Below are 17,582 nucleotides of genomic sequence, written 5' to 3'. Positions count from 1 at the left end.
CTTTTGTCAGTTATCAATCCTCTTACAAAAACAGTGCTGAAAGTTTCTCTATATCATGCATATTTGTTCCCCCCTCCTGAATAATATAGTACAACCTAGCGCTATATGTGGAGGTGTGAAAGATGAAACTAATATTTCAAATGGGAAAACAACCTGTTCTTGAAAAAACAATCCTTCTTTTTATATTGAGTATTGTAGAAAGCTTGAAGTTAAAAGTTGTTTCACTCGACGAAGCTCACCGATACATATTCAATTTAGAAGTACTTGAATTATTAATGGATCGGAACATCGATGATCAAGTACTTGAACTTATTCATTTCGGGATGGGACTTGAAGACATTCATCATGTGCTTCCTGAAGAACTTGAGCATACTATCGAGGAATTAAAATGGCTTTGCATCCAAGTGTTAAGTGAATACAGTATGCATGAAGAATCAGAGCAATTAATTGAAGACATACGCTAAAAAGCACCTATGTAGTATGTAGGTGCTTTTTATTTATTAAGAAGTAAATATCCGATGTCGATATATGCAATTTATTCAAGTATTTCCGAGGAAATGCTCGAACATTGCTTTTCTATTTTCACAACAACTGATCAATCCCAATAAGTATTAATAACACTCCTGCAATAACCGTCGCCCATTTCCCTAAGTATGCTGCTAAATATCGTTTCCCTACATATACAAAACCACTTATGCAAATAAAACTAAACACCCCAGAAATAGTCGCTGTAAGCCAAAGGTTTAAATTTGTTACTCCAGCATCGAACCCACCTGCGATATTATTAATAGACAATGCAACCCCTAAAACAAGTGCTTCAGAAAAACTAATTGTTTTAGATCCATCAAAATCTGCTTTTTCTGGATCACGTAAAATTCCCATAAGTACATTATCATCTTTAGAACCTGCTATATTTTTTTGACTCAAGAAAGGCTGGCATAAAATAAACACCCCGATTATCCCTAAAACGATTGCTCCAATCAAGTTTGCTGTAAACTCTGAAATAAATAACGCAATCCAGTTCCCAAAAAATCCAGCTAGTAAAGTAAATAAAAACCCGAAGAATGCGATGATAAAATTGTTAAACCACGAAATACGAATTTTACGAATGCCATACGCAATTCCAACACCTGCATTATCTAAATTAGAAGCGATCCCGATTAAAAAAATTGAAAATAAGCCTGCCGTACTCATAAATAGTCACCCCTTTTTCTCACTTTTCAATGCATATTATGAAAATGTTGAGCAACTGTGCCTGTCTGTTTCATATACTTGTAATAAATGCTCAACATTTTTTCAACACTAAAAAAGGAGTGCCTACACTATGGCTAATGAAAACCCGAATGATCGGCTTGGTAAATTAATAAAAAAACTTTTAAAAGAACGCGCCCTATCTATGCGCCAACTAGGAATACTTACAAATATTGATCCTGCAACAGTCTCAAGAATTATTAATGGCAAACAACCGCCAAAACAAAAACATCTACAAAAATTTGCAGAATGTCTTCAAGTTCCACCCCAATTGTTATTTGATGAAATGTACCCTGATTCTCCTCACATAAATAAAGAAAAAACGGATATGTACACATCTCTTGATACCATTCAGCAAACTTTACAATCCTCTAACTTATTCGATTTCGATTACACTACAACTCGCGTAAAACAAGAACTCGAAAATTACGAACGCTATGCCCAGACAACAGAAGGCGAAAATCGTATTCGTGACAGTTTCGCAAGCAAATTAGAGCAAATTGATAGTGCTGGTCCTTTTATTGAACAATTAACAGATATGTATCAACAATTTTGCAATGAAACCATTTCAAAAGAAGAACGTGCAGTTCTTGGGAGCGCATTACTTTATTTCATTTTATCGACAGATATTATTCCCGACTATCTCTTTCCAATTGGCTATTTAGATGATGCGATTGCCGTTGAATTAGTAAAAGAGAAATTACTTGAAATGAAACGAAAGACATAGCAAAATAAAGAACTATTTCAGTTGTTTATATTCAACTCTGAAATAGTTCACTAAAAAATCGTACAAGTATACATACTCGTACGATTTTACTATACAAATCTATTTTTTCGTGTGGCACCATTCATATATAAATGTTGTTATCACTTTTGTAAATTCAATTAACTGTTCAATTTCAACTTTCTCATTTACAGAATGTGCTTCTTCTAATGTACCTGGTCCATATATAATCGCTGGAATGTGAAACTCACTAAACCAACCGCCATCAGTTACCGTTGCAGACATATCTAAAATTGCATTTTTTGATAGAATAGACTCGTGTACTGAGCTAAGTTTTTTTACAGCTTTATGTTCACTATCTACTTCTAATGAAGGGAAAATTTCACCACGATCTACAATCATTGATTCTCCGCCCCACTTAAATTGTGGCGGATTTTCACTTAACCATGGATCGGCAGCTGCCACCTTTCCAATATACTCTTCAATTTCGTTTATTATTTGTTCATGTTTTTCATTCGGATAGAAGTGCACTGTTATCCACAATCGGCACTCATCCGCAATAAACGCCGCATGCCTTCCTCCCTCAATAACAGCTGGATTAATTGTTGTTGTTCCAGATGGATAGCCTTCATATGTTTTCATAACTGCCCAGTGGCGCTCTAATTCTTGTAAGCTTTGTACAATTTTCATCATTTTTTCAATCGCACTCGCTCCAAATAAACGTCCTCCAGCATGGATCATTTGTCTGCGCGTTGCATCATGAAACGTTTGTGGACTTTTCACTGTAATCCATCCAGTAATGACACCACCTTGTCCTTGCATATGTAAATCGCTCGTATCCACTACTACTGCAAAATCAGCATCGTAACCCCTTTTGCAGCATTGAAGTGTACCTGCTTCTCCAACTTCTTCTCCAATTACCGATTGAAAAGTTAAATCTCCAGGTAATTCAATACCAGCTTCTTGTAAAAGTTGAATGGCAAATAGCGCTCCAGCCAGCCCACCTTTCATATCTGCTGCGCCACGTCCAACTAACCAGCCATCTTTTATAAATGGATCAAATGGATTTGTTTCCCATGCCTCATCTGCTGACACTTCGGCTACATCCATATGTCCATTAATAATAAGACTTTTATATGAGTCACTTTTTATCCCTTTTTTTACCCCAACAACATTCGGATCATTCGGATATACATCCCATTTATCAATACTAAAATTTCGTTTTCTTAAAAACTCTGCAACAAATTCTTGTGCTTCATTTGTATTTCTCGCTGGCGGTGCTGGTGTTTCAAAACGAATTAATGTTTTTGTAAGTTCTAACAATTCCTCTTTCCTTGAATCTATTTGTTTTAACAACTGCGAAACTTCTGGATTCATCGCTAATTCCCCTTTGCATACATAGTATGTTTCCAGCTTTATTTTCACAAAAAAAGAGACTGTTTACAATTTTACAGTCTCCTAATTAATCACTATTATAAACTCTCTACTTCCGTTGTATTTGTCTTTTCAATATGCTCTACATTACTTCCCTTATTTCTTGTAGCACGATAAAACAGTAAACAAACAATCATAAATGGGATACCACAATACAATGCCATTCTTTGTTCTGGAATAAAGGCCATGCCAACGATTACTGTTAAATTTAATACTAACGCAAGAAGTGGTACAAATGGATACAATGGTGTTTTAAATTTCAAGTCCTTAACATCCCCGCCCCGCTTCATGTATGACCTTCTAGCTAATAAATTTGATAAAGCAATAGATGCCCAAACTAGTATCGCTCCGAATCCAGCGATAGAAAGCAGCCATAAATAAACTGTATCTTCCGCATAAATACCTGATAGTAGTGAGAGACACCCTACAATTGTGCTTACAATTAATGCATAAATAGGAACACCGTTTTTAGATAACTTTCCAAAAATCGGACTAATCATTCCTTGATTAGACATAGACCATAACATACGCGAAGTTGCATATAATCCTGAATTCGCAACGGATAGTACTGCTGTAATAATAACGAAATTTATAATATCTGCTGCATAAGGAATACCAATTTTATCAAATACAACTACGAATGGACTTTCTATTACTCCTGCTTGCTGCCAAGGGAATAGTCCAGCAAGAATAAAAATAGATAGTACAAAGAAAACAAGTATACGCCAAACTGTATTGTTAATTGCCTTCGGGATCGTTTTCTCTGGATTTTCACTCTCACCTGCTGCAATACCAACTAATTCTGTTCCTTGGAAAGAAAAATTAACTGCAATCATTGTAATTAAAATGGCTGATAATCCATTTGGAAACAATCCACCATAATCAGTAAAGCTAGAGAACATTGGCGCTGGTTCATTCCCTTTCATATCTAGAAACCCAAACATTGCTGCCCCGCCCAAAATAATAAATGCAATAATTGTAATTACTTTAATACTTGCAAACCAAAATTCCACTTCCGCAAAACTTCTTGAAGATAACGCATTAATAGCAAAGAGCAGTACCGCGAACACTACACACCAAATCCATGACGGTACATCAGGAAACCAACGTTTCATCAAAATACTAACTGCAATTAATTCAATACCTATCGTAGCAGACCAGTTTAACCACGACATCCATCCGACTACATAACCTGCTGCAGGAGAAATATGCTTTGTCGCATACGTTTGATAAGACCCTGCGTCAGGCATCGCAACCGCTAACTCTCCAAGACAGAGCATCGTTAAATACATTACAAATCCACCGACAAGATACGCTACAATTGCTCCTCCAGGTCCAGCTTCATGAATCGTATAACCTGATCCTAAAAAAAGTCCTGTACCAATAACTCCACCGAGTGCAATCATAAATATGTGCCTGCTTTTCAATTCTCTTTTTAATCCTTGGTTTTGATCCATCATATAAATCCCCCCTTTTCACTTTGCCAATCCATTTAATGTAAGCGTTTTTAAAATTCTTCACCGTAAAAATAATGATTTAAAAGAGCAAAAATACACATCACTTACATTAATCACTGCCTGTTACTAAAAGGTCATCCCTTACTGTTATTAATAACTTTTGATCAGCAATAGCTTGTCCTTCTACTACTTCTAATGATTCAATATAACCACTGATTCCTATCTTAATTTCTACTTTCTGTTTATCTATCGTTTCAATTAACGCTAATTTCTCCCACTCGTATACGTAAGAACTTTCCGTAACAAATAACTTCTCTACTTTTCCATAACAAGGACTATACACACCTTCTATAACTGTCTTCACTTTATAAATCCCTCCCTCTTATTAATTGACACCGAAACGTTGTATATCCTGTAAAAATTCATATTCTCCCCTCTAGAGATTTCAAATATTATTTATGCAAAATGCGTACCAAGTCTCTAATTCATATATTAAATGAGAGTTTTACACAAAAAAGCGTGCACAACCGCAAAATTTTTCTATCATTTGAAAAGTTTTAAAAGGAAAATAGCAAAAAAATTTTGCGGTTTTATAAGAATTTTAATAAAATTATAAAAAGTCAGTCTTCATAGGGTGAAATGAGGAGAAGATAATCTATGCGTACAGAAGACATTAATTTTAAACAGATCATTGAAATGAACATGCTATATGAAACTTTACTCAATGAACTCGATATCGGGATTCATATTATTAATGAGGAAAGTAAAACGATTATCTATAACCGCAAAATGATGGAAATTGAATCAATGGAACGCTCAGATGTATTATATAAAAGTCCTTTAGAAATATTTGCATTTGAAGAAAATAAAAATAGTACTCTTATAGAGGCATTAAAATTAGGAAAAACAAACAAAAATATAAAACAAACGTATTTTAACAATAAAGGACAAGAAATTACAACGATTAACGATACTTTCCCTATAATAGAAAATGGAAAAATTAAAGGCGCTATTGAAATATCAAAAGAAATTAGTAACTTAAAGCAAACAATAAGAATGGGCCCTTCTCGAAAACAAAGTACTAAATTTACCTTTGATCACATAATTGGTGATTCTGAAGCCATTCAATCAATCATTACTGAAGGAAAAAGAGTAATTCGTACATCTTCCTCCATACTTCTAGTAGGAGAAACAGGCACTGGGAAAGAACTATTTGCACAAAGCATCCATAATGAAAGTCAGCGTTCAACAAAACCCTTTATTTCACAGAACTGTGCCGCTATACCTGATACACTCATGGAAAGCTTATTATTCGGTACAAACCGAGGTGCATTTACAGGAGCTATCGATAAAGCTGGTTTATTTGAAGAAGCGAACGGAGGAACTTTGTTATTAGATGAAATCAACTCATTAAGTCCAGCACTTCAAGCGAAGTTACTACGAGCTATACAAGAAAAAACAATACGAAGAATCGGAGGCACACACGAAAAAGAAATTGATGTTCGTATTATAGCAACTATCAATGAAGATCCTTTCGAAGCCATCGCACATAATCGATTAAGAGAAGACTTATATTACCGATTAAGCGTCGTAACTTTATGTCTTCCGCCTTTACGTGAAAGAAAAGAAGATATTCTAGCTCTTGTTCAGCACTTTATTGAAAAATATAATACTCAATTCGGGCTAAACGTAACCGATGTAGATGTAAATGTAAGAGAATTTTTCTATGCATACGATTGGCCTGGGAACGTACGGGAGTTGGAACATATAATTGAAGGTTCCATGAACTTAATAGAAGATGAAACCATCATTACAGCGTTTCATATGCCTACTCGCTTCCGTGAACGAATAAAAACAGAATTCAATATGCAACATGCACTAACTAATCACAATACTGATGCACCAAAAACTTTAAAACACACAATAGAAAAAATGGAAAAGAACTACATTAACCAAATTCTTAAAGAGAATCATGGCAACATCTCACAAGCTGCAAAATTTTTAGGATTAAGTAGGCAAAACTTACAATATCGAATTAAAAAACTGCATTTACACATATGAAATGAACATGTCTCCAAGTGTAAAAACAACTTGGTAAAATATGTTATAATAAACATATAACATGCTAGAAAGGGGCTATATATATGAGTAATGATAAAAAATTAAAGTTATTACAATACTTATACTTTTTCCCTGCCATGCTCTGTATGATGTTATTCATTAATGCCGATGTAAGCAGCTCTCCTTATGCAAAACTATTTGGAACAATTAGCGGCTCCTTTGCAGCTATTATGCTTGCTGCTTTTTGGAATTTGAAGATACGTATAAAAAAAGAGAAATCTTCGTAATACTAAAAAAATCGAGCTACTTAGCCCGATTTTTTTATTTGCCATTAAAACTCAACATTCTCCAAATACAAACCACTCGCCTCAGCAAGACAATTAATTTGATTACGTTGTTTCGCCTCTAGAATTTGTGGAATTGCTTCAGCATCTAATTGTCCTAATCCAACTTCAATTAATGCTCCAACAATTTTTCTTACCATGTTATGAAGGAAGCCGTTACCACTTACTCTAATTTGTACAAACCCTGCCTCTTCCATCACATCAAGTGTATATACTTCTCGAACCATAGATTTTTTCTTTGATTTCGCATTTGAAAAAGCAGTAAAATCATGTGAACCAACTAAATGTTTCGCAGCTGCTTTCATGCTTTCCACATTTAATTTTTTATTCACATGCATGCTGTATTTACGCATAAATGGATTTGTATGCTCTTCATTCCAAATTTTATACAGATATGTTTTTGCTTTAGAATTGTAACGAGCATGGAAACGATCATATACTTCTTCCACATTCGTAATGCTAATATCATTAGGTAAATATTGATTTAAATATTTTTTCACTTTATGTTCCACTAACTTCTCATCACTTTGAAAGTTAGCAACTTGATTCAAAGCATGTACACCAGCGTCTGTTCTACTACAACCGATAATTTCAATTTCTTTTCCGATCATTTCAGATATGACACTTTCGATTTTTCCTTGAATCGTATTATCGTTATTACCGAGACGTTGCCATCCTTTAAAACGTGCACCATCATACTGAATCGTTAATTTATAATTATGCATAATATTCTCCTTCATAGAAAATATTCCCTCATACCATGAGGGAATATTAATAAACTTTACTTTCTAACAAGCTTCACTACATTTTCTACGTGAGCTGTATGCGGGAACATATCAACTGGTTGCACATACTCCACTTCATAGCTCTTCATTAATGCTTGTACATCACGTGCTAATGATGAAGGATTACAAGACACGTACACAACTTGTTTCGGCTTCACTTTTAAAATTGTTTCCAGTAATTTATCATCGCAACCTGTACGTGGTGGATCGACAACAATTACATCTGGACGCCATCCTTCTTTTACCCATTTCGGTAACCATTGTTCAGCTTTACCTGCTTCATATTTCGTATTTGTAAATCCGTGGCGCTTCGCATTTTTTCTTGCATCTGCAATCGCTTCTGGAATTACATCCATACCACGTACTTCCGCTGCATCATTTGCAAGCCAAAGACCGATTGTACCAACACCACAGTAAGCATCCACAATCTTCTCGTTTCCTGTTAACGCAGCTGCTTTTTTCGCCTCATTATATAAAACAACTGTTTGTTCTGGATTCAACTGGAAGAATGCACGTGCTGATAATTCAAATGATAAATCACCAAGTGTTTCTTGAATTACTTCTTTTCCAGCTAATTTAAATGTTTTGTCTCCAAAAATAACAGATGTTTTACGCCAGTTTACATTTTGCATAATTGATTTAACCGCTGGCATCTGTTTTTGTACTTCTGCAACAAATTGTTCTTTATTTGGTAATTCTTCTTTTGTTGTAATAAGTGTAACTTGTACTTCCCCTGTTTGAACTGCAGTACGTGTTACAATTGTGCGTACTAAACCTTTTTGTTTTTTCTCGTTGTAAATAGAAACATTTAATTTTTCTAAAATACGTCTTACAACTTTTGTCGCTTCATTCGTTGCTTTATGTTGAATCATACAGTGAGCAATATCAATTAACTGATGTGAGTTTTGTTTATATAGCCCTGTAATAACCTTTTCGTCTTTACGCCCCACTTGTAATTGACTCTTATTACGGTAATGCCATGGATTTTCCATGCCAAGCGTTGGACGAATTTTCTCTTCCATACTGTTTTTCATGTACTTCTCAAATGCTTGTACAACGATATCACGCTTTTGATTCAATTGTTCTTTATAATCTAAATGTTGCAGCTGACAACCGCCACACTCCTCATATACTGGACACGGTGCTTTCACACGATGCGGTGAAGCTTTACGAACTTTTTTCACTTTCGCTTCAGCGAAGCCACGCTGAATTTTCGTTGTTTCTGCAACAACTTCTTCCCCTGGTAATGCCCCTGGAATGAAAACAACTTGTCTCTTAAAATAACCAACGCCTTCTCCGTTAATCCCAAGACGTTTAATTGTCACAGGAAACGTTTGACCAACTTCCAACTTACTCTCATGTTGCTTTTGTATCATTATTACACCTCTACTCTATACTTTTCCATAAATATAACGCTGCATAACTGCAGTATGGTTCACACTCTTGTTTCACTTTTTCTAAAAATGCATCATCAGGTTTATCATCTAATTGAAATATACCTTGCACTGCACGCTGAATCCCAATGTCCGCTTTCGGGAACATATTTTTCCGTCCAAGCCCAAACATTAAAAAGTTTTGCACTGTCCATGCACCAATTCCCCTAATTGGCAACAATTGTGCTGAAACTTCTTCTTCCGTCCCATTTTCTATACTCGCTAAATTTAATGTACCACTGACAATACTTCGACCTAATCCTACTATATATTCAGCCTTTCGCTGACTAAACTTCTGCTCTCTCAATTCTTCTATTGAAATATTTGCTACTATTTCCGGAGTGGGGAAAAAGAATACACCGTTCTTCTCTGTTCCATACCGTTTCACAAATTGTTCTGTTAACACAGTAGCAAATTTCAAATTTATTTGTTGGTGAATGATACAGCGAAGAAGACAAGCAAAATAATCAAATTCTAAAATAATTGGAGTATAAGCATATGTTTCAAATAGTGGACGTAATGATGTGTTTAAAAAATGATTTTGTATATCTTGAAACGGTTCATTCCAATGAAAAATGGCCCTCATTCGTTTCATGACTTTCTCCGGATTTCCTGTCTGACTAGAAATCCAAAACTGTGGATTTTGAACAGTACCAATCCCTTGTAAGCGAACAATAACCTGTTCCTCGTCTATACAAAGCGGGATATAAATGACTTTCTCATCTAATTGAATGACGTTAAGAGGATCAAAAGATAAACGTTTTAATACTTCTTCAAAATGATACGGATACTCTAACGTAACATGTTCGCTCCACATACGTTTCCCCATCCTTTTTACACATCATTATAGCATGAGAAAACCGTAAGCATACATGCTTACGGTTGATTGCTTTTTACTAAGTCATCTAGACTTTTAAAATGATACCCTTTCTCGCGCAAATCATCAATGATTTTTGCAAGTGCTTCTGCATTATCTTTTGATATTGCATGAAGTAATAAAATAGATCCTGGGTGAATCATCGTCATAACATTATTATGCGCATATTGCCATCCTCTTTGCTGATCCACTTTCCAATCCAAAAATGCAAGTGACCAAAATACATTATAGTAGCCCATTTCTTTCGTAAGAGCTAACGTTCTTTCACTAAATACGCCGCGCGGAGGACGTACATATTTCACTTCTTTTTGCCCAGTTACTTTTTTAATTTCTTCCGTTACACTCGTTAATTCTTCACGAAGCTTCTCATCATTTACCGCTGTAAAATCAGGATGACTCCAAGAATGATTTCCAATAATGTGTCCTTCATCCTTCATTCTTAACAATAAATCTTTTTGTGTTTTAATGTAATGCCCCGTTACAAAGAAAGTTGCTGGTACTTTTTTCTCTTTTAATACATCTAAGATTTTCCCTGTGTATCCATTCTCATATCCATTATCAAATGTTAAATAAATATCTTTTTTCTTCGTATCTCCTAAATAAAACCCGCCATTTTTTTGCAGTAAATCCGTATATAACTTTCCTGCATCTGGTACTGTTTCATTTTTAGGACGCGGGATTCCCCAGTTATGTGGAGTATTTGTATAAGCCAATGCCGAAACTGGAACAAGTGCCATCATAATTGAAAAAATGAGACCGATATATAACCATTTATATTTCATAAATAGTCTCCTTTCCATATATAATCGTACCTGTAGTTTCTGTTTACTTACTTACTTTCATGCTGTGCATGTTTTTCTATATATACCAAAAAATGCATCTCGAAAGATTCGAGATGCATTTTTGTTTATTTAAATACCGGCTCTTTAAAGCTCGCTAATTTTTCAAGTGATGTTTTATCAACATCTGCATGTAAACTATTACCATGAGAGTCCATCGTTACAACTGCTTTAAAACCTTCAATGCGTAAATGCCACATTGCTTCTGGAATACCAAATTGTAAGAAATCAACATCTTTCACTTCTTTAATACATTCAGCATAATATTGCGCCGCACCGCCAATTGCGTTTAAGTACACGCCGCCGTGTTCTTCTAAAGCCGCTAATGTTTTCGCACCCATACCGCCTTTTCCAATAACAGCGCGAATACCAAATTTCTTCATAATATCGCCTTGGTACGGTTCTTCACGAATACTTGTCGTTGGACCTGCCGCTTTAATTTGCCAATTGTCATTGTCATCTTTCACAACAACTGGACCACAGTGGTAAATAATTTGTCCATTTAAATCTACTGGACAATCATTATCCATTAAATGCTTATGGATTGCGTCACGACCTGTATACATCATGCCATTAATTGTTACAACATCACCAACGCGAAGTCCACGAATTTGCTCTTCTGTAATTGGTGCTTGTAATACAATCTCACGTTGCTCTGTTTTTTCTTGTGCTTCATGCTGAAGTGTATCTTCACCTTCTTGATATAACCAATCCATAATTTCACCTGTTTCAGGATGGATTGTTACACCTAGGCGGCGATATGCCCAGCAATTATACGCCACAGATACGTAGAAGCTAGCCGGCAGGCGGTTATACACGCCAATTTTACAGCCCAGTAAAGTTGTTTCTCCACCAAATCCCATTGTACCAATGCCAAGCTTATTCGCATTTTCTAATATGTACTCTTCAAGTTGTTGTAACTCTGGTACTGGATTGACATCATCTAATGTACGGAATAATTGATTTTTTGCTAATTCATAACCTGATGTGCGGTCTCCCCCGATACCAACACCAATTACACCAGCACTACATCCTTGACCTTGTGCTTGGTATACTGCATGAAGAAGGCATTTACGAATTCCTTCTAAATCACGGCCAGCTCGTCCAAGTCCTTCTAGTTCACACGGTAAGCTATATTGAATATTTTTATTCTCACAGCCACCACCTTTTAGGATTAAACGTGCATCAATATAATCTTTTTCCCATTGTTCAAACTTAATAACCGGTGTACCTGGTCCTAAATTATTTCCACTATTGTCTCCAAAAAGAGAGTCAACAGAATTTGGACGAAGTTTACCATCTTTTGTCGCCCGCTCAAGCGCATTATAGATAGCTTCCTTCAACTTTAATTGATTCACACCAACTGGTGTATAAATTTTAAACGTTGGCATCCCTGTATCTTGGCAAATCGGTGAGATGTTATCATCAGCCATTTTAATATTATTTGTAATTGTGCCAAGTGCCATCGCAGAACGAGTCCCTGCATTTTCTCGCTCTTTCGCTTGTTGAATCGCACGACGAACATCTTTCGGTAAGTTCGTTGACGTTTCAACAATTAGTTGATACATGCTTTCTTGAAGCTTTTCCATTGTTACTTCCCCCTCAATTGTGAACGCTACCAAAACGTTATGAGCTGAAAATTCCATTGTTATGCTCTTTAGCTTTTTATTTGTTTCACGCTATTAAAGCATAAATGAAATTTTTCACAACTTGATTATACCTCTTTTTCTATCGTCCTTCTATTATCCGCACAGAAAAAGGCTACCAAATTGGAATTGGCAGCCTTTTTAATATATTATTCGTCTTTTTTAAATTGCTCACATTTTAATTCTAATTCATCTAACATTGCAAGAAGACGATCTACATCTTCTAATTCTACTTCTTCAGGTTCAATTGTATCAATTACTTCAATGAACATATTTAAACGCTCTTTTAAATATACTAATTGTGTATCTTTATCTTGAATTGCTTTTCCCATGAAGGCACTCTCCTTTTAATTCGAGTTGCTTTTATTATACCGCAAAAATGATTGCTATGGGCATGAAATTTCATCAATTTTGTCACAGTCATCCACTATAATGTAAGCCCTCTCTCTTTTCACGCTAAAAAGTTTCGCTTTATAAAAAGCACATATTCTTCTATTATAGAGAATGGACAAATTGTTATTTCAATAGTCAAAGGAGTATTTCATATGACGATATCACAAAAAATGAAGCCGATTACTCCTTCTTACGATCCATGGGAAGCGTATATGGACCTTGAAGAGTACGGCAAACTACTATTAACAAATGTTGAATTTACAACGACGACGTTATGCAATATGCGCTGTGAGCATTGCGCTGTTGGTTACACGTTACAGCCGAAAGACCCAAATCCGCTTCCGATGGATCTTTTATTAAAACGATTAGATGAGATTCCTCATTTACGTTCTTTAAGTATTACTGGCGGAGAACCTATGCTTTCAAAAAAATCCGTCGACAACTATGTAACACCACTCTTAAAATACGCCCATGAACGAGGCGTTCGCACTCAAATCAACTCTAACTTAACTATAGATTTAGCACGTTACGAACAAATTATTCCTTATTTAGACGTGTTGCATATCTCTCATAACTGGGGAACAATTGATGACTTCGTTGAAGGCGGATTTGCAATGATGGAGCGTAAACCTACTTACGAACAACGTGCAAAATTATTCGAAAGAATGATTACAAATAGTAAGGCTCTATCAGATGCAGGTGTACTTGTATCTGCCGAAACAATGTTAAACAAAAGAACTCTACCACATATTGAACATATTCACCGTCAAATCGTCGAAGAGATGGGCTGTAAACGTCATGAAGTTCACCCAATGTATCCAAGTGACTTCGCGAGTAATCTAGAGATTTTAACAAAATCTGAAATTCGTAATGCAATTGAGCATTTACTAGAAATTCGCGATGAAAATGTATGGATGTTATTTGGAACGTTACCTTTCTATGCTTGTAGCGATGACGAGCGAGACATTGCCACATTTAAAAAATTACAAGAGAGCAAAAATGTCACTGTTCGTAATGATCCAGATGGCCGTTCTCGTTTAAATGTAAATATTTTCGATGGAAATATTATTGTGACGGACTTTGGTGATGTTCCACTTCTAGGAAACATACAAACAAACACATTACAAGAAGCATATGACAAATGGAGTGCTTCAAAAACAGCAAAATCATTAAGCTGTCACTGTCCTGCAGTAAAATGTCTTGGACCAAATGTTCTTGTAAAAAACAGCTACTATCCGACAGAAGATTTCTTATCAAAAACAGCAAACATTACATTATAAAAAAACGTCAGCTTATAAGCTGACGTTTTTTTATGTTATTGCGAGTGGGAAGAAGAAATGAATTTAAAAAATAAATAATCATGAATTGGAATCGCCGCTCCAATTCCCTGAGAAGTAATATTTTTCACAACAAGTCTTTTTTGATTTCCCTTTAATACAAGATACACTTCTCCAAATGTTACTTTTCCCTTTTCATTTACCGCTGGTGTATAAGCGTATAAATATCCGAGTTGACTCGGACTAATATTATACACACGCTCATGTCCAGTACCATAACCAATAGTTGTTTTAAACGAAAGGGGCAATTGTACTTTTTCAAGCGCTTTGAGAAGCATCATTTTTTTCACATCTGCAGCATCTTTCATATCTGCTGTTAAATCGCCTTCAACCGTCTTTTGTGTTTCTTGCTTATAGCGAAGTGGATATAAACGGTCTCCTCCGCGATTATCATACACATTTCGATTCACTTGTTTATATTCCCAATTAATCGATGTGTCTACTGATTCATAATGTAAAGCCCATTGACCTAAATAAATTTTTGCCCGGTACCCTACTGCAAGCGGCGCATTTGAAATTGTCGTTTCATTAAACATCCGAATTAAGTCTGGATTTTCAATTTTAATATTAGCTGTTTTCAATAGTTCTTGAGCAAACTTACTTGGCTGTAAACGTGGCAAATCTTGCGCATCATTTGGAAATGTATTGTCTTTTGAAATATTTAAAACAGATGAAGGCATTTTTGTTCCTACTGTTGTCTTTGCAAAACTCATGTTAGGAAATAATAAAATAAACGAGACCATAGTTGAAAGACATATGCTGTATACTCGTTTCACCTGTCTGGCTCCTTCCTATGTAAAGGTATATATACTACTTTGTTTATTGTTTTCTCTGAGCACAATTGTTATGCCTATTTTTCATAATAAATAAAAACCAATTCCCATAATGACATACGCCGCTAGTAAAGTGCCGCCTTCAAACCAGTTTGTATCTCCATCATTTGAAATCGCAATCGTTAAGAAAACGGCTGTAATCATAGATACAAGTTCTGGTATGGTAAATACTAAAGGCATCCTCTGCGCGAAGAACATAGATAGCAATACTAGTACAGGAGCAACAAACATGGCGATTTGTAATGTAGAACCTATTGCAATTTCGACTGCAATATTTACTTTATTTTTATAAGCCATAATAATTGCAGATGCATGTTCCGCTGCATTTCCAACAATTGCAACGATAATAACCCCTATAAATAATTCTGACCAACCAAATGATTTTGCAACAGTTTCAAAAGTATGCACGAGCGCCTCTGATACATAAGCTACCGCCAGTGTTGCTATCGCTAAAATAAGGAGTGCCTTCCCTTTCGACCACTCTGGCTCTTCTTCATGCGCTACTTCGTCACTTTTATGTTGATATACACCACGGTGCGTAACTAACTTAAATAGTAATGCAGCAATGTACATGATAATCATAATAATAGAAACACCTATACTTAATTGATACGTCTTGCCAACGTCCATCTTCATTGAAAAGATCTCTGGAATAACAAAGGCCACGACAACAGCAAATATTAATAAAGCTGAATTATGCCTTGCATCGTAAACGTTAAAGCTTTGCCTTTTATATTTAAGTCCACCTACAAAGAAGGATAGTCCTCCTACTAATAATAAATTTCCAAGTACAGAACCCGTTAAAGAAGCTAACACCACTTCAATTAACCCTGCTTGAAGTGCAAAAATTGAAATGATAAGTTCAACAGCATTACCGAAAGTAGCATTTAATAATCCGCCTATTCTAGGACCAGATACAATTGCTAAACTCTCTGTTGCTCTCCCCATAAAACCAGCTAACGCGATAATCGTAATACAATACACAGCGAACATAATTGTTTCTGGCCAATGAAGTGTTTTTCCAAGTACAGATAGTGGTACACCTATAAGTGCTACTATAAGAAATATTTTATTAAACATGCTTTTCACCCTTCCATCGTATGTATTTCTCCACAATATTATTATTATTCTTCTCCTAACTTGTCCGATTTCATCACAATTACGTTTAAAAAATCGGATTGAAGAAAACAGTATGAAAGATATTTAAATTATCTTGTTTAAACAGACAGAATTATAAATTGTGAAAAGGGGTTAAAATTATGCACTTAAAAGAAAAAATCGCAACTATTATTCAAGGTCAACGTACCGGTGTATTATCTACAGTACGAAATGAGAAACCTCATAGCGCCTTTATGATGTTTTTCCATGAAGATTTTGTACTGTACGTTGCAACAGATCGACAATCAAAAAAGATAACAGATATTGAAAACAATCCTAATGTCCATGTATTACTCGGACGAGAAGGGAAAAAGTTAGATGAAGATTATATTGAAGTTGAAGGATTAGCTTCAATTGAGGAAGACTCGACATTAAAAAACAAGTTTTGGAATAATAGCTTAAAACGTTGGTTACTCGGTCCTGAAGACCCTAATTACGTATTGATAAAAATCAATCCCGACACAATTTATTACATCGATGGTGCCGGTACGACGGAGCCTGAGTTTTTACGACTATAAAATAAAACAAGCCCCCCTTAGGTGGGCTTGTTTTGTCGAAAAGTTCTTTTGAAAAAAACAATAAAATAGGTGGAACTTTCTAAAGATTCTGTTATATAATAGCAGTAACTTAAATAAACTGTATTAAAACAGATTGAGAGGAGAAATAAAATTGATGAAGAGAGAAGAACGCAAAAACATGATTGAGTTTATTGAAAAGAAAAAAGGGATTGAGCGTGACGAATTACTGTTTATGACAGACGATGAAGTAGAACATATTTATAATGTAACGTACTTTTTATATGAGGAAATTGCAGAGTAGTATAATAATCCCCACCTTATTAAAAATATAAGGTGGGGATTATTTCGTTATTTAGCCCACTATTTACAGGCAGTAAAACTCCCACCTTAAAATTCAGGTGGAGCAAGAAGTTAAGTTGAAGTCGTGCTTCCTATAAACCTCAATTGCTTCAACTTTATACATGAGAATCATTTTCATGTATAATACTGTAA

The 17,582-nt window shown here is 35.3% G+C and carries 19 protein-coding genes; 7 read left to right on the top strand and 12 right to left on the bottom strand.

Annotation, left to right across the window (positions count from 1 at the left end):
* The first annotated feature begins 122 nt into the window (after window positions 1-122).
* Complete coding sequence (locus QCI81_RS16785) at window positions 123-464, top strand: DUF3969 family protein (RefSeq protein WP_000766603.1); 342 nt, start codon at window positions 123-125, stop codon at window positions 462-464.
* A 118-nt stretch (window positions 465-582) separates the two neighbouring features.
* On the opposite strand, the gene ytaF is transcribed toward QCI81_RS16785, so the two are convergent.
* Window positions 583-1,194, bottom strand: coding sequence for a sporulation membrane protein YtaF (gene ytaF, locus QCI81_RS16780; RefSeq protein WP_071730624.1), 612 nt, complete (start codon window positions 1,192-1,194; stop codon window positions 583-585).
* A 130-nt stretch (window positions 1,195-1,324) separates the two neighbouring features.
* Here ytaF and QCI81_RS16775 point away from each other — a divergent pair, with 130 nt between their 5' ends.
* Window positions 1,325-1,978, top strand: coding sequence for a DUF1232 domain-containing protein (locus QCI81_RS16775; protein ID WP_071730622.1), 654 nt, complete (start codon window positions 1,325-1,327; stop codon window positions 1,976-1,978).
* A 99-nt stretch (window positions 1,979-2,077) separates the two neighbouring features.
* Here QCI81_RS16775 and QCI81_RS16770 read toward each other — a convergent pair whose 3' ends face one another.
* The 3 genes from QCI81_RS16770 to QCI81_RS16760 form a co-directional block, all read right to left on the bottom strand.
* Entirely contained in the window at window positions 2,078-3,352 is a 1,275-nt protein-coding gene (locus QCI81_RS16770) for an acetylornithine deacetylase (RefSeq protein ID WP_071730620.1), read from the bottom strand.
* A gap of 95 nt (window positions 3,353-3,447) precedes the next feature.
* Window positions 3,448-4,869 (bottom strand): amino acid permease, encoded by a 1,422-nt coding sequence (locus tag QCI81_RS16765; protein WP_000969253.1) that lies wholly within the window; start codon window positions 4,867-4,869, stop codon window positions 3,448-3,450.
* A 106-nt stretch (window positions 4,870-4,975) separates the two neighbouring features.
* Window positions 4,976-5,230, bottom strand: coding sequence for a biotin/lipoyl attachment domain-containing protein (locus tag QCI81_RS16760; RefSeq protein ID WP_000859489.1), 255 nt, complete (start codon window positions 5,228-5,230; stop codon window positions 4,976-4,978).
* A 293-nt stretch (window positions 5,231-5,523) separates the two neighbouring features.
* On the opposite strand from QCI81_RS16760, the gene QCI81_RS16755 reads away from it, so the two are divergent.
* Together QCI81_RS16755 and QCI81_RS16750 are read left to right on the top strand one after the other, a co-directional pair.
* The gene (locus QCI81_RS16755) at window positions 5,524-6,927 is read left to right on the top strand and encodes a sigma-54 interaction domain-containing protein (RefSeq protein ID WP_001258420.1); all 1,404 of its coding nucleotides are present in this window, start codon (window positions 5,524-5,526) and stop codon (window positions 6,925-6,927) included.
* 83 nt (window positions 6,928-7,010) lie between these two features.
* Window positions 7,011-7,214, top strand: a complete 204-nt coding sequence (locus QCI81_RS16750; RefSeq protein ID WP_000063858.1) for a hypothetical protein — start codon at window positions 7,011-7,013, stop codon at window positions 7,212-7,214.
* A gap of 44 nt (window positions 7,215-7,258) precedes the next feature.
* On the opposite strand, the gene truA is transcribed toward QCI81_RS16750, so the two are convergent.
* From truA to QCI81_RS16720, 6 genes are all read right to left on the bottom strand, one after another.
* Entirely contained in the window at window positions 7,259-7,996 is a 738-nt protein-coding gene (gene truA / locus QCI81_RS16745; RefSeq protein WP_048538466.1) for a tRNA pseudouridine(38-40) synthase TruA, read from the bottom strand.
* A 56-nt stretch (window positions 7,997-8,052) separates the two neighbouring features.
* On the bottom strand, window positions 8,053-9,432 hold the full coding sequence (rlmD, locus tag QCI81_RS16740) for a 23S rRNA (uracil(1939)-C(5))-methyltransferase RlmD (protein WP_017657168.1): 1,380 nt from the start codon (window positions 9,430-9,432) through the stop codon (window positions 8,053-8,055).
* A gap of 10 nt (window positions 9,433-9,442) precedes the next feature.
* Complete coding sequence (locus QCI81_RS16735) at window positions 9,443-10,306, bottom strand: DNA-3-methyladenine glycosylase family protein (RefSeq protein WP_065481908.1); 864 nt, start codon at window positions 10,304-10,306, stop codon at window positions 9,443-9,445.
* A 59-nt stretch (window positions 10,307-10,365) separates the two neighbouring features.
* Window positions 10,366-11,148: a delta-lactam-biosynthetic de-N-acetylase gene (gene pdaA, locus QCI81_RS16730; protein WP_000875957.1), complete on the bottom strand. Its 783-nt coding sequence runs from the start codon at window positions 11,146-11,148 to the stop codon at window positions 10,366-10,368.
* A gap of 125 nt (window positions 11,149-11,273) precedes the next feature.
* The gene (gene fumA / locus QCI81_RS16725) at window positions 11,274-12,794 is read right to left on the bottom strand and encodes a class I fumarate hydratase (RefSeq protein ID WP_081366307.1); all 1,521 of its coding nucleotides are present in this window, start codon (window positions 12,792-12,794) and stop codon (window positions 11,274-11,276) included.
* Between the two features lie 206 nt (window positions 12,795-13,000).
* Window positions 13,001-13,183, bottom strand: a complete 183-nt coding sequence (locus QCI81_RS16720; RefSeq protein ID WP_000513558.1) for an SE1561 family protein — start codon at window positions 13,181-13,183, stop codon at window positions 13,001-13,003.
* Window positions 13,184-13,396: 213 nt separating this feature from the next.
* On the opposite strand from QCI81_RS16720, the gene yfkAB reads away from it, so the two are divergent.
* On the top strand, window positions 13,397-14,524 hold the full coding sequence (gene yfkAB / locus QCI81_RS16715; RefSeq protein ID WP_071730616.1) for a radical SAM/CxCxxxxC motif protein YfkAB: 1,128 nt from the start codon (window positions 13,397-13,399) through the stop codon (window positions 14,522-14,524).
* Window positions 14,525-14,559: 35 nt separating this feature from the next.
* Here the strand turns inward: yfkAB and QCI81_RS16710 are convergent, their stop codons facing one another.
* Together QCI81_RS16710 and cax are read right to left on the bottom strand one after the other, a co-directional pair.
* On the bottom strand, window positions 14,560-15,357 hold the full coding sequence (locus QCI81_RS16710) for a YfkD famly protein (RefSeq protein ID WP_002098868.1): 798 nt from the start codon (window positions 15,355-15,357) through the stop codon (window positions 14,560-14,562).
* 81 nt (window positions 15,358-15,438) lie between these two features.
* Window positions 15,439-16,494, bottom strand: coding sequence for a calcium/proton exchanger (gene cax, locus QCI81_RS16705; RefSeq protein WP_000482136.1), 1,056 nt, complete (start codon window positions 16,492-16,494; stop codon window positions 15,439-15,441).
* Window positions 16,495-16,673: 179 nt separating this feature from the next.
* Here cax and QCI81_RS16700 point away from each other — a divergent pair, with 179 nt between their 5' ends.
* Window positions 16,674-17,090 carry a pyridoxamine 5'-phosphate oxidase family protein gene (locus QCI81_RS16700; RefSeq protein ID WP_000550219.1) on the top strand — a complete coding sequence of 139 codons (417 nt, stop codon included), beginning with the start codon at window positions 16,674-16,676 and terminating at the stop codon, window positions 17,088-17,090.
* A 154-nt stretch (window positions 17,091-17,244) separates the two neighbouring features.
* Window positions 17,245-17,391 carry a BH0509 family protein gene (locus QCI81_RS16695; protein WP_000817786.1) on the top strand — a complete coding sequence of 49 codons (147 nt, stop codon included), beginning with the start codon at window positions 17,245-17,247 and terminating at the stop codon, window positions 17,389-17,391.
* Window positions 17,392-17,582 lie beyond the last annotated feature (191 nt).

It is taken from the genome of Bacillus cereus group sp. MG20 (assembly GCF_040459885.1).
Taxonomy (GTDB): domain Bacteria; phylum Bacillota; class Bacilli; order Bacillales; family Bacillaceae_G; genus Bacillus_A; species Bacillus_A cereus.
This window is presented reverse-complemented; position numbering and strand designations above follow the sequence as displayed.

Coding starts and splice junctions, on each gene's coding strand:
- QCI81_RS16785 (WP_000766603.1), top strand. CDS start 123: ATGAAACTAATATTTCAAATGGGAAAACAACCTGTTCTTGAAAAAACA.
- ytaF (WP_071730624.1), bottom strand. CDS start 1,194: ATGAGTACGGCAGGCTTATTTTCAATTTTTTTAATCGGGATCGCTTCT.
- QCI81_RS16775 (WP_071730622.1), top strand. CDS start 1,325: ATGGCTAATGAAAACCCGAATGATCGGCTTGGTAAATTAATAAAAAAA.
- QCI81_RS16770 (WP_071730620.1), bottom strand. CDS start 3,352: ATGAATCCAGAAGTTTCGCAGTTGTTAAAACAAATAGATTCAAGGAAA.
- QCI81_RS16765 (WP_000969253.1), bottom strand. CDS start 4,869: ATGATGGATCAAAACCAAGGATTAAAAAGAGAATTGAAAAGCAGGCAC.
- QCI81_RS16755 (WP_001258420.1), top strand. CDS start 5,524: ATGCGTACAGAAGACATTAATTTTAAACAGATCATTGAAATGAACATG.
- QCI81_RS16750 (WP_000063858.1), top strand. CDS start 7,011: ATGAGTAATGATAAAAAATTAAAGTTATTACAATACTTATACTTTTTC.
- truA (WP_048538466.1), bottom strand. CDS start 7,996: ATGCATAATTATAAATTAACGATTCAGTATGATGGTGCACGTTTTAAA.
- rlmD (WP_017657168.1), bottom strand. CDS start 9,432: ATGATACAAAAGCAACATGAGAGTAAGTTGGAAGTTGGTCAAACGTTT.
- QCI81_RS16735 (WP_065481908.1), bottom strand. CDS start 10,306: ATGTGGAGCGAACATGTTACGTTAGAGTATCCGTATCATTTTGAAGAA.
- pdaA (WP_000875957.1), bottom strand. CDS start 11,148: ATGAAATATAAATGGTTATATATCGGTCTCATTTTTTCAATTATGATG.
- fumA (WP_081366307.1), bottom strand. CDS start 12,794: ATGGAAAAGCTTCAAGAAAGCATGTATCAACTAATTGTTGAAACGTCA.
- QCI81_RS16720 (WP_000513558.1), bottom strand. CDS start 13,183: ATGGGAAAAGCAATTCAAGATAAAGATACACAATTAGTATATTTAAAA.
- yfkAB (WP_071730616.1), top strand. CDS start 13,397: ATGACGATATCACAAAAAATGAAGCCGATTACTCCTTCTTACGATCCA.
- cax (WP_000482136.1), bottom strand. CDS start 16,494: ATGTTTAATAAAATATTTCTTATAGTAGCACTTATAGGTGTACCACTA.
- QCI81_RS16700 (WP_000550219.1), top strand. CDS start 16,674: ATGCACTTAAAAGAAAAAATCGCAACTATTATTCAAGGTCAACGTACC.
- QCI81_RS16695 (WP_000817786.1), top strand. CDS start 17,245: ATGAAGAGAGAAGAACGCAAAAACATGATTGAGTTTATTGAAAAGAAA.